The sequence below is a fragment of the Cupriavidus sp. BIS7 genome, assembly GCF_000292345.1.
GTDB lineage: Bacteria > Pseudomonadota > Gammaproteobacteria > Burkholderiales > Burkholderiaceae > Cupriavidus.
In genome coordinates, this window is sequence record NZ_ALOU01000032.1 from 66,016 (window position 1) to 77,562 (window position 11,547).

The 11,547-nt window shown below is 64.5% G+C and carries 12 protein-coding genes; 4 read left to right on the forward strand and 8 right to left on the reverse strand.

The genetic code is table 11. The annotated features are described in order from the left end of the window. Together B552_RS0112110 and B552_RS0112115 are read right to left on the reverse strand one after the other, a co-directional pair. The gene (locus B552_RS0112110; protein ID WP_019449285.1) at positions 1-639 is read right to left on the reverse strand and encodes a CoA transferase subunit B; all 639 of its coding nucleotides are present in this window, start codon (positions 637-639) and stop codon (positions 1-3) included. A gap of 11 nt (positions 640-650) precedes the next feature. Then, positions 651-1,349 carry a CoA transferase subunit A gene (locus B552_RS0112115; protein WP_019449286.1) on the reverse strand — a complete coding sequence of 233 codons (699 nt, stop codon included), beginning with the start codon at positions 1,347-1,349 and terminating at the stop codon, positions 651-653. 194 nt (positions 1,350-1,543) lie between these two features. Between B552_RS0112115 and B552_RS0112120 the strand changes: the two genes are divergently transcribed. Continuing rightward, a complete protein-coding gene (locus B552_RS0112120; protein ID WP_019449287.1) occupies positions 1,544-2,089 on the forward strand; it encodes a PAS and helix-turn-helix domain-containing protein in 546 nt (181 codons plus the stop codon). A gap of 28 nt (positions 2,090-2,117) precedes the next feature. Here the strand turns inward: B552_RS0112120 and B552_RS0112125 are convergent, their stop codons facing one another. The 5 genes from B552_RS0112125 to B552_RS0112145 all read right to left on the reverse strand — a co-directional run bounded on the left by B552_RS0112125 (position 2,118) and on the right by B552_RS0112145 (position 6,351). Further along, on the reverse strand, positions 2,118-2,519 hold the full coding sequence (locus B552_RS0112125; RefSeq protein WP_019449288.1) for a thioesterase family protein: 402 nt from the start codon (positions 2,517-2,519) through the stop codon (positions 2,118-2,120). Beyond that, on the reverse strand, positions 2,519-3,547 hold the full coding sequence (locus B552_RS0112130; RefSeq protein ID WP_019449289.1) for a DctP family TRAP transporter solute-binding subunit: 1,029 nt from the start codon (positions 3,545-3,547) through the stop codon (positions 2,519-2,521). Before B552_RS0112130 ends, B552_RS0112125 begins: the two co-directional genes overlap by 1 nt. Before the next feature lie 34 nt (positions 3,548-3,581). Beyond that, positions 3,582-4,886: a TRAP transporter large permease gene (locus B552_RS0112135; protein ID WP_019449290.1), complete on the reverse strand. Its 1,305-nt coding sequence runs from the start codon at positions 4,884-4,886 to the stop codon at positions 3,582-3,584. After that, positions 4,883-5,473 carry a TRAP transporter small permease gene (locus B552_RS0112140; protein ID WP_019449291.1) on the reverse strand — a complete coding sequence of 197 codons (591 nt, stop codon included), beginning with the start codon at positions 5,471-5,473 and terminating at the stop codon, positions 4,883-4,885. The genes B552_RS0112135 and B552_RS0112140 overlap by 4 nt, the downstream gene beginning before the upstream one ends. Before the next feature lie 92 nt (positions 5,474-5,565). Continuing rightward, the gene (locus tag B552_RS0112145) at positions 5,566-6,351 is read right to left on the reverse strand and encodes an SDR family oxidoreductase (protein WP_026035587.1); all 786 of its coding nucleotides are present in this window, start codon (positions 6,349-6,351) and stop codon (positions 5,566-5,568) included. A 336-nt stretch (positions 6,352-6,687) separates the two neighbouring features. Between B552_RS0112145 and B552_RS0112150 the strand changes: the two genes are divergently transcribed. Further along, positions 6,688-8,367 carry an electron transfer flavoprotein-ubiquinone oxidoreductase gene (locus tag B552_RS0112150; protein WP_019449293.1) on the forward strand — a complete coding sequence of 560 codons (1,680 nt, stop codon included), beginning with the start codon at positions 6,688-6,690 and terminating at the stop codon, positions 8,365-8,367. Between the two features lie 116 nt (positions 8,368-8,483). Here the strand turns inward: B552_RS0112150 and B552_RS0112155 are convergent, their stop codons facing one another. Continuing rightward, on the reverse strand, positions 8,484-9,389 hold the full coding sequence (locus tag B552_RS0112155; protein ID WP_019449294.1) for a flagellar brake protein: 906 nt from the start codon (positions 9,387-9,389) through the stop codon (positions 8,484-8,486). A gap of 302 nt (positions 9,390-9,691) precedes the next feature. Between B552_RS0112155 and B552_RS0112160 the strand changes: the two genes are divergently transcribed. Both B552_RS0112160 and B552_RS0112165 read left to right on the forward strand, forming a co-directional pair. Beyond that, the gene (locus tag B552_RS0112160) at positions 9,692-10,393 is read left to right on the forward strand and encodes an FCD domain-containing protein (protein WP_019449295.1); all 702 of its coding nucleotides are present in this window, start codon (positions 9,692-9,694) and stop codon (positions 10,391-10,393) included. A gap of 26 nt (positions 10,394-10,419) precedes the next feature. Next, the gene (locus tag B552_RS0112165) at positions 10,420-11,526 is read left to right on the forward strand and encodes an NAD(P)/FAD-dependent oxidoreductase (protein ID WP_019449296.1); all 1,107 of its coding nucleotides are present in this window, start codon (positions 10,420-10,422) and stop codon (positions 11,524-11,526) included. Positions 11,527-11,547: the final 21 nt, after the last annotated feature.

Below are 11,547 nucleotides of genomic sequence, written 5' to 3' on the forward strand. Positions count from 1 at the left end.
TCAGATCAGCTTCGGACCCGTCTTCGACTGAACGTCTTCACGGCTCACGCCCGGCGCGGTTTCCACCAGCTTCAGGCCTTCCGACGTCACGTCCATGACTGCCAGGTCGGTGATGATGCGATTCACCACGCCCACACCAGTCAGCGGCAGGTTGCACTCCTCAAGGATCTTGATGTCCTCGGAGCCGTCCTTCTTCTTGGCCGTATGCTCCATCAGCACCACCACGCGGCCAACACCGGCCACGAGGTCCATCGCGCCGCCCATGCCCTTGACCATCTTGCCCGGAATCATCCAGTTGGCCAGGTCGCCGCGCTGGCTGACCTGCATGGCGCCCAGGATGGCCAGGTTGATCTTGCCGCCGCGAATCATCGCGAACGAATCTGCCGACGAGAAGATCGACGAACCAGGCAGCGTCGTCACGGTCTGCTTGCCGGCGTTGATCATGTCGGCATCCACTTCTTCCTCGGTCGGGAACGGGCCGATGCCGAGCAGGCCGTTTTCCGACTGCAGCCACACTTCCATGCCCTGCGGCACGTGGTTGGCCACCAGCGTCGGCAGGCCGATGCCAAGGTTCACGTAGAACCCGTCCTGCAGTTCCTTTGCCGCGCGCGCGGCCATTTCATCACGTGTCCATGCCATGATCTGTCTCCTTACTTGGCACGCACGGTGCGCTGTTCGATGCGTTTTTCGGGGGTCGTGTTCAGCACGATGCGGTGCACGAAGATGCCCGGCAGATGGACATCGTCCGGATCGATCTCGCCGGTTTCGACGATCTCTTCGACCTCGACCACCGTGATCTTGCCGGACATCGCGCAAACCGGATTGAAGTTGCGCGCGGTGCGGCGGAACACCAGGTTGCCGGCCTTGTCAGCCTTCTGGGCCTTGACCAGTGCCACATCGGACACAAGCGAGCGTTCCATCACATACTGCTCGCCGTTGAATTCGCGCACTTCCTTGCCATCGGCCACGATCGTGCCGACGCCGGTCTTGGTGAAGAAGGCCGGAATGCCCGAGCCGCCGGCGCGCAGCTTCTCGGCCAGCGTGCCCTGCGGCGTGAATTCAAGCTCGAGTTCGCCCGCCAGATACTGGCGTTCGAATTCCTTGTTTTCGCCGACGTACGACGAAATCATCTTGCGGATCTGACGCGTGGTCAGCAGCATGCCCAGGCCAAAACCATCGACGCCGGCGTTGTTGGAAATGCAGGTAAGCTGCTTGGCGCCGCTGTCGCGCAGTGCGGCGATCAGCGCCTCGGGGATGCCGCACAGCCCGAAACCGCCCACGGCGATCGTCTGGCCGTCGCGCACGACGCCCGCGAGCGCCTCGGCGGCGCTGGCGTAGACCTTGTTCATGTTTGCTCCTTCCTCGGTAGTCCCGCGCGGATGGTTCGAAGCCTTCCGACGACGTTCTTGGTCCGCGATATGGCCGATCGGCCACGCGCGGAAGTTGTAACGGTACAATCGGCGGTCAGGCACCGCCGTTGACGCCCCAAAGCATACGTCATCGTATGCTGCCAACGCCATTACGTAAAAGTACATAAGGGATAATGCCGTCCATCGACTACCAGACCGCCTTCCAGCTGGCACCCGTCGGGCTGGTGCTGTCGCGCGCCCGCATGATCGAGGATTGCAATGACGAAGTGTGCCGGATCTTCGGCACCACGCGCGATGCCCTGGTCGGCGAATCGTTCCAGGTGCTCTACCCCACCGCGGACGAGTTCGAGCGTACCGGCGCGCGCATCGTGCCGATCATGAACACCAAGGGCATGTACTCGGACGAGCGGATCATGAAGCGCGCCAATGGCGAGCTGTTCTGGTGCCACGTCACGGGCCGCGCGCTCGATCGCAAGGATGCGCTCGGCACGGGGATCTGGACTTTCGAGGATTTGTCGCAAAAGCGGCCGGTCACCGCCGAACTGACGGCACGCGAACGCGATATCGCCGCGCAACTGGTCGAGGGCAAGACCAGCAAGCAGATTGGGAAGCTGCTATCGATCAGTCCGCGCACGGTGGACATCTACCGTGCGCGGCTGATGAAGAAGTATGGCGCCCATACCGCGGTGGACCTGGTGCAGCGCCTGGTAAATCACTGAGGGGACCCGCCGAAGGCAGACCAAACCGCTACGCTTCGATCAAGCGGCGGATCTCCTCCGGCACCGGCACGCTTTTCTCCGCCGCGTAGTCGCACCACACCACCTTCGCGCCGCCCTCGGCCCAGATCACGTCGGGCATGTCGGTCCGGAGGATCTCCGTCCACGTCTCGAAGCTGGTGCGGCCGAGCTTGCCCGCGTACACCCGGCACTCGATGTCGCCGGGAAAGCGGAGTTGCTTCAGGAACGTCATGCTCGCGTTGATGATCACCGGGCCGTGGCCGCTGGCATCCTTGCCGTTGCGGCCCAGTGACGCGAACCACTCAAGCCGCGCCTGCTCCATATAGCGGAAGTACACGGTGTTGTTGACATGGCCCATGGCGTCCATGTCACCCCACCGTATCGGCATCACGAAGGTGAAGACGTGTTTCATCAGCGTTTGGCGATCGAAGCTTCGGCCTTGGTCACCAGGTCGGCGCCGATCTGCTTCTTCCACTTGTCGTAGACCTTGGCGGTAGCCTTGCGGAACGCGTCGTGCTCGGCCGGGGTCAGGCTCGTCACCTTCACGCCGTGCTGCTCCATGTCCTTCCATGCCGGCGCGCCCGGTTCGTTCAGGCCCTTGCGTGCCAGCACGATCTCCTGCTTGCCGGCGTCGATGGCAGCCTGCTTGACGATCTCGCGGTCAGCCGGCGTCCAGCTTTCCCAGATCTGCTTGTTGACCACGAAGATCAGCGGGTCTGCCACGTAGCCCCACGTCGTCACGTACTTCTGGCCCACCGTGTAGAGCTTGGCGGCGGCGAACACGCTCTGCGGGTTTTCCTGACCATCCACGGCGCCAGACGCCATGGCGGGCTGCGCATCGGCCCAGCTCATCTGCGTCGGGTTGGCGCCCAGCGCATTGAACGTTTCGATATAGAGCGGCGAACCCACCACACGCAGCTTCAGGCCCTTGAGGTCCTCAGGCTTGCGGATTTCGCGCTTCGAATTCGACACCTCGCGGAAACCGTTCTCGCCCCAGGCCAGCGGCACCACGCCACCCTTCTCCAGCGTGGCGAAAATCGATTTGCCGACATCGCCCTGCGTCAGCGCATCCAGCGCCTTGTAGTCGGGCATCAGGAACGGCAGCGAGAACAGGTTCAGTTCCCTGACCTGCGGGGACCAGTTGATGGTGGAGCCCACGGCCATGTCGATCACGCCCTGGCGAATCGCCGAAAACTCGCGCGTCTGGTCGCCCGCCACCAGCGAGGTGCCCGGATACAGCTTGATGTTGATGCGGCCATTGGTACGCTGGCGCACCAGGTCGGCCCAGATCTCGCCGCCCTTGCCCCACGGGAATGCAGGGCCCAGCACCAGCGACATCTTGTACTCGGGCTTGTAGGTCTGCGCCATCGCACCGGCGGGCACAAGCGCGGCGGCAGCAATCGAAGCGGCAACGGACAACATCAGGGCACGGCGTTTCATCCGGGAATCTCCTCTTTTCATTTTTTCGTTCATATCAGTAGCCAAGGCGGTCGGGCAGCCAGGTTGCCAGCGGCGGATAGGCGAGCACCATCAGCATGGCGACGAACATCGCCAGCAGCATCCAGATCACCCACGGCACGGTCTCCTCCATGCGCACGCGGGCGATGCGGCACGAGACCATCAGGTTCACGGCCAGCGGCGGCGTGAACTGGCCCAGCGCCACCTTGAGCGTCAGCACCACGCCAAACCATACCGGATTCCAGTGGAACGCGGTGGCGATGGGCAGCAGCAGCGGCACGAAGATCAGGAAGATCGAGATGCCGTCCAGGAACATGCCGACGGTCATCAGCAGCAGCACGATCAGCGCGAGCACACCATACTCGCCCAAACCCGAATTGGCGATGGCATTGGCCAGCGGGTCGATCACGCCGAGCGTGGACAGCGCATAGGCAAAGATGCCGGCCAGCGCCACGACCAGCAGGATCACCGCCGACGTCTCCGCCGCCTCCTGGAAGATCGTGAACAGGTCACGCAGGCCAATGCTGCGGTAGATCACCATGCCGACGAACAGGCCGTAGACCACGGCCACCACGGCTGCCTCGGTCGGCGTGAACCAGCCCGCGCGCATGCCGCCCAGGATCAGGAACGGCGCCACCAGTCCCCATGCGGCCTCGCGCAGGCTCTTCCAGAACGGCGGGCGCGGCAGCCCGGCTTCGATATGCCCCATGTTGTGCTTGCGCGCGAGCCACACGGCCGGCACGATCAGCGCCACGCCGGCCAGGATGCCGGGGATCATGCCAGCGGCAAACAGCGCCGGTACCGAGGCACCGGGCACCAGCACGCTATAGATGATGAACGCCACCGAGGGCGGGATCAGGATGTCGGTGGCCGCTGCGGCGCCCACCACGGCGGCGCTGTAGGAACCCGGATAGCCGGCACGCGACATCGCCGCGATCATCACGCCGCCGACCGCGGCCGCATTGGCCGGACCGGAGCCCGAAATGCCGCCGAGGAACATCGCCACGAGAATCGCCACGAGCGGCAGCATGCCCGGGCCACGGCCCACGATCGCAATCGCAAACGTGACCAGCCGCTGCGCCACGCCCGAGCGGTCGAAGATCGAGCCAACCAGCACGAACATCGGGATGGCCAGCAGCGGATACTTGGCCAGTCCGGCATAGAAGTTCTGCGGCACGGCCAGCAGGCCGAACATCTGCGTATCGAGATTCGACAGGCCGATGGCCACCAGGCCGCCAAGACCCAGCGACACGCCAATCGGCACGCCCAGCAGCATCAGGCCGATAAAGACCACGAAGAGAATGATGGCGATCAGCGTCATTGCGCGCGCTCCCCACCGTTCGTCAGCGCACGCAATGCGCGGACATTGCGCAGGGCCAGGCCAAGTGCCCGCAGCGTGATGCCGAGCGACAGCACCGGCAGCCAGACCGAGTACCACCAGCTCGGCACGCCGATGCCGGGCGACGTCTCGCCGAACGTGTACTCGTCCCACGTAATCCGCGCGCCAAGCACGGCCAGCGCCAGGAACATGGCCGCGACGGCCAGCGCCGAAACAATGGCCAGCCGCTTCTGCCGCGCGGCGCTGCCACGCTCGAAGAAGAATTCAATGCGGATGTTCCGATCACGCGCCACGGCGGCGCTGCCGGCCACGAGTGCCAGCACGATCATCAGGAAGACCGAAAATTCCTCGGTCCAGGCGAACGATTCGTCGGTGAAATAGCGGACCACCACGTTGGCGAACGTGATGGCCACCAGCAGCAGCATCACGATCACGCCAATCCAGTCCTCGATACGCGGCGAAACCCGGAATTCGCTATCGCGCGCTTCGTCGGCAGCTTCGGGAACGATCACCGAATCGACGACGTGCTGAGGCACGGCGTTGCGCCGTGCCTGAGTGTCTTGCTCCATCTCCCCTCCGTCCCAACCACTCGCGGCCCGTGCGGCCGCGGCGGCGGTTTGCTGCTTGTGTTGTTAGTTCTTATCAGCCCGATCCGGGAGGATCAGACCATGCCATCGTCGGCCGTGACCACCGCGCCATTGATAAAGCGCGAGGCATCGGACGCCAGCAGCAGCAACAGGCCGTCGAGGTCTTCGGGTCGGCCCAGGCGCTTGCGCGGCAGCATCTGGATCAGCTTCTGCCCCGCATCGGTATCCCAGTGGTGGTGGTTGATGTCTGTGTCGATATAGCCCGGGCAGATCGCGTTGGTATTAATACCGTGCCGCGCCCATTCCAGGGCCATCGCCTTGGTCATATGAACCACGGCGGCCTTGCTCATGCAGTAGACACCAATCTGCGACAGTACCTTGAGACCGGCCACCGACGCAATATTGACGATGCGTGCCTGCGGCAGCGGATTGCCGAGCTTCTCGGCGCCCTTGGCGCGCGCAATCATGCGCTTGGCCACTTCCTGCGCCACGAAGAACGCGCCGCGCGTGTTGGTATCGAAGACGAAGTCGAAGTCCTCGGCGGTGACGTCGGTCAGCTTCTGCGTGGTGGACACGCCCGAGTTGTTGACGAGGATATCGATGGCGCCGGCTTCGGTCTCGGCGTGCGCCACGGCCGCACGGATGCTGTCCGGATCGGTCACATCGAGCTGCACCACATGCGCGCTGCCGCCATCGGCCTCGATCGATGCCCGCAGTTCCTTGAGCCGCTCCACGCGGCGCGAGGCCAGAATCACTTTGGCGCCGGCGGATGCCAGCACATTGGCGAAACGTGTACCCAGCCCGCTCGACGCGCCGGTTACCAGCGCGACCTTGCCTTCCAGATTGATCGACAGACCCATGATTGCCTCGGTGTGGGGATGCCCGGCGATGCCGGGCATGCGGCGCCTGCACCACAAAGTGCAGGAGGCCGCAGCTTATCAAAAAAAACGAACGGTCGTTCAAAAAAAATTCTTGCCTGAGGGTGTCGAGTCCCGGACAATGCCGAAGATTCTAAGAACTTGGTCCCCAAAGCGAAAGAGGGAAATTGGGGGGAGGCGCAAAACCTCCCGGCACCCTGTCTTCCTGCCGGTTCCATAGAGCCCGATCACCGCATCTCCACAAGCCGCAAGCCCGGATCACGGGCTGCGAAACATGCGGCAGTATTGCCGCCCAGAAGAAACAGAGGGTTAGAGACAATGGATCAGCAAAAACTCGTCGAGGAATATGGCCCGCGCGAAGCCATGGAGTATGACGTCGTCATCGTCGGCGGCGGTCCCGCCGGCCTGGCCACGGCCATTCGCCTGAAGCAACTGGCACAGGAAAAAGGCGGCGACGTCAACGTCTGCGTGCTGGAAAAAGGCTCCGAGCCGGGCGCCCACATCCTGTCCGGCGCGATCATGGACCCGATCGCCCTCAACGAGCTGATCCCGAACTGGAAGGAACTCGGCGCACCGCTGAACCAGCCGGTGACCGAAGACAAGTTCCTGTTTCTCGACGAAACCGGCTCCAAGGGCGCCCCGCTGCTGCCCGAGTGCTTCCACAACGAAGGCAACTACATCGTCAGCCTGTCGAACTTCGTGCGCTGGCTGGGCCAGCAGGCCGAAGCGCTGGGCGTGGAGATCTTCCCGGGCTTCCCGGCCGCCGAAGTCCTCTACAACGAGGACGGCTCGGTCAAGGGCGTGGCCACCGGCAACATGGGCATCAACAAGGAAGGCGAGGTTACCGAGAACTTCCAGCTCGGCATGGAACTGCATGCCAAGTACACGATCTTCGCCGAAGGCGCGCGCGGCCACCTGGGCAAGCAGCTCATCGCGAAGTACAAGCTCGACGCAGGCAAAGACCCGCAAAGCTACGGTATCGGCCTGAAGGAACTGTGGGAAATCGACCCGGCCAAGCACAAGCCCGGCCTGGTGGTGCACACCGCAGGCTGGCCGCTCGATCCGGCCACCTACGGCGGCTCGTTCCTCTACCACATGGAGGACAACAAGGTGGCGGTGGGCTTCGTGGTCGGCCTTGACTACACGAACCCGTGGCTGTCGCCGTTCGAGGAATTCCAGCGCTTCAAGACCCATCCGGAGATCCGCCAGTACTTCGAAGGCGGCAAGCGCATCGGCTATGGCGCGCGTGCGATCACGGCCGGCGGCCTGCTGTCGCTGCCGAAGACCGTATTCCCGGGTGGCGCGCTGGTCGGCTGCGACGCGGGTTACCTGAATGCCTCGCGCATCAAGGGCAGCCACGCCGCGATCAAGACCGGCATGATGGCCGCCGAAGCCGCCTATGACGCGCTGCAGGCCGGCCGCCAGCACGACGAACTGGCCGCCTACCCCGCTGCCTTCGAGCAGAGCTGGCTCCACAAGGAACTGCTGCAGGCCAAGAACTTCAAGCAATGGTTCAAGAAGGGCCGCACCACGGCCACGCTGATGACCGGCATCGAGCAGTGGCTGCTGCCGAAGCTCGGCATCCGCAACCCACCCTGGACCATCCACCGCGAAAAGCCGGACCACGTCTACCTGAAGCCGGCCGCCGAGTGCCAGAAGATCGAGTACCCGAAGCCGGACGGCAAGCTCACGTTCGACCGCCTGTCGTCGGTGTTCATCAGCAACACGAACCACGAAGAAAACCAGCCCGCGCACCTGACGCTCAAGGACGCCAGCGTGCCGGTAAACATCAACTGGGATAAATTTGCCGGCCCCGAGTCGCGCTACTGCCCGGCCGGTGTGTACGAATTCGTGCAGAACGACGAAGGCAAGGAACGCCTGCAGATCAACGCGCAGAACTGCGTGCACTGCAAGACCTGCGACATCAAGGACCCGACGCAGAACATCGTGTGGATCACGCCGGAAGGCGGTGGCGGCCCGAACTACGTAGGCATGTAACACGCCTTGCCGCAACGCGCGGCAGAGCAATGGAAACGCCGGCCAGTGGCCGGCGTTTTTTATGCGTCCGTTTTATGCGTCCGCCATGCGGCCCGATGGTCAGGCGCATGCCCGCCTCAGACCGGCATGCTCGACGTGGCCAGTAGTTGCTCGTAGATGAAACACTGCAGCAGCGTCAGTTCCCGTTCGCCCAGCGCGTCGAACGCTACGCCGAACGCTGGAAACTCTTCGTCCTCCTGCGCCGGCGTACTGCGTACCGAACCGTCGATGGTGACTTCGGCGTCGAGCATTGCCGTGCGCAGGTGAAATCGCAAGCGGACCTTCTGCCCCACGGCCGGTGCCGGGGACGCGGTCTGAACCAGCGCGCCGCCAGTGCTCAGATCAGATAGCAGACCGAGCCGCGCCAGGCCGTTGCCCATACGCTCGTCGGCAGAGCCGTCAGCGCCAGCCTGATCCGCGTCTTCGAACTGATCAAGCAGGTACGCAGCCAGCCGGGTGGGCACGCGGGCAGCACTGCGCACAGGCATCTGCGCGGGCTCCGCCGGAGCCGACAATACAAGGTAGCGGAACGGGCTGCGGCACACCGCCGTGACGGTCGATGTAAAGCTGTGGATCGCATGCCCGGAGAAGCCCCGCAGCAGCAACTGTTCGCCCGCCTGCAGCGTCAGGTCGCGTCCACCAAGAGTCGGCCAGGTGATGAACAGCCCCTGGTCCACAAACCCGATCAGGCGGCTGGCAGCGGCGCGCGACTTGTCACCAGGCGTCTTGACATGAAGCAGCGTGCCAACCTGCAAGCCGAGCGGCCCCGCGGCCAGGCGCGAGCCCGGCTGCGCATCGGGCTCGTTGCCGGCCTCGGGCATGTCGTCGGGGCGGCAGACTTCACCGTGACGAAAAACCAGCGCCAGATCGCGGGCATCCGGAATGATGCTGCCACTGCCGAGCATCAGATTGCCGTGCCCGTCGAGCAGGGACCACGGCAGCGGCTGCCCGACCGGCAGGTCCTGGGGGGTAAGCGAGATCATGGCTTGTACGGGTCTCCATGAAAGGCGCCGAACCCCTGACAGCGGATAACGGCGCGAAGCATTCGGGAAAGCGGCCCGGCCCGTTGCGGGGCTCGCGGCACTTGATGGCTCTGCTATCGACAAATACGACAAAACCTTGACCCCCACTTCGGTGGCGCTGATGAGGCCAATCCGTCACAGGCCGATTATCGAACCGTTCCGCACCCGGCCGCCGAACCAGCGCTTGACGCGCTTCACCCTCCCCCGCAGAATCAGCCCACCACCAAAGCTGTCTGACAGCCTGACATCTCACCCGATCCTCCATGGATAGACTTTCACGCCCCGCCTCGCTCGCCAGCCGCATCGCCCAGACCCTGCGCGACGATATTGCCGCCGGCCGCTTTGCCGCAGGCGCACGACTACCGGCCGAATCGGCGCTGGCCGAAACGTTCGACGTGAGCCGGCCGATCGTACGCGAGGCCATCGCCCTGCTGAAGGCAGATGGCGTACTCGTGACGCGCAAGGGGTCCGGGGCCTATGTCTCGGAAACACCGGGCGGACAGGTATGGCGAGTAGCCAGTGCGCCAGACGGCGGCCCGACGCTGGCGCAACTGTTCGAACTGCGCCGCGTAGTGGAAACCGCGTGCGCGGAAATGGCGGCACTGCGCCGCACCGACGCCGATCTGGCCAGCATCCGCACCGCGCTGGAATCGATGCAGGTTCACGCCGCCGATTTTCCGAGCGCCGCCGCAGCCGACATCGCGTTCCACCACGCGATTGCCCAGGCCGCCCACAACCCCTGCTTTACCGGCCTGACCGATTTCGTCAGCCAGCAATTGCTTGCCGCGCGTCAGCACGCCTGGGAAAACAGCGCGCAACTCAACGTCTTGAATGGCACGCCGCGCGCTGCCGATTCGGAACACGCCTCGCTGGTCGAAGCGATCGCTGCCGGCGACGCCTCGGCAGCCCGCGCCGCCGCCAGCGCCCACCTTTCCGCCGCGGCAGCGCGGATGGGACTCGACTGAACAAAATAGCAACAGGGAGCAGACAGATGGAACAAGTGGATTGCGTCGTGATCGGCGCTGGCGTGGTTGGCCTGGCCGTTGCGCGCGCGCTGGCGCTGCAGGGCCGCGAGGTGATCATCCTCGAAGCCGAGAACGCGTTTGGCACGATCACCAGTGCACGCAACAGCGAGGTCATTCACGCTGGCATCTATTACCCTGCCGGATCGCTCAAGGCCGAATTGTGCGTGCGCGGCAAGGCCATGCTCTACGACTATTGCGCTAGCCACCACGTTACGCACCAGCGGTGCGGCAAGCTGATTGTGGCGACCAGTGCCGCCCAGGTGGCCACGCTGGAGGGCATCCGCGCCAAGGCGGCCGCCAACGGCGTGCATGACATGCAACTGCTGACGCGCGACGAAGCACGCGCGCTGGAGCCGCAGCTCGAATGCCACGCCGCGCTGCTGTCGCCATCCACCGGGATCATCGACAGCCACGGCCTGATGACCGCGCTGCTTGGCGATGCGGAGCAGGCCGGCGCAATGCTGGCCGTGCAGTCGCCGGTTTTGTCAGGCGCCGTGACGCCGGATGGTATTCGATTGGAAGTTGGCAGCGACGATGGCGCGACCACGCTGCTCGCCCGCACGGTCGTCAATTCGGCGGGCCTGACCGCGCCCGACCTGGCACGCCGCATCAACGGCATTCCGCCTGAACATATTCCGCCGCAGTACTACGCCAAGGGCTGCTATTTCACGCTGGCCGGCCGCGCGCCGTTCTCGCGACTGATCTATCCGGTCCCCGAGGCAGCCGGCCTCGGCGTGCACCTGACGCTGGACCTGGGCGGCCAGGCGCGCTTCGGCCCCAATGTGCGCTGGATCGACGAGATCGAGTACAGCGTGCCGCCGCACGACGCCGACAGCTTCTATGACGAGGTGCGCCACTACTGGCCCGGGCTGGCCGATGGCGCGCTGCAGCCGGGCTATGCGGGGATTCGGCCGAAGATCAGCGGCCCGACGGAAGTCGCGGCCGATTTCCGGATCGATGGGCCGCAGACGCACGGGGTGCCCGGGCTGGTGAACCTGTTCGGGATTGAATCGCCGGGGCTGACGTCGTCGCTGGCGATTGCGGAGCGAGTGGCAGGACTGCTGGCGGACTGAATGTGTGCTCCCCTCTCCCGC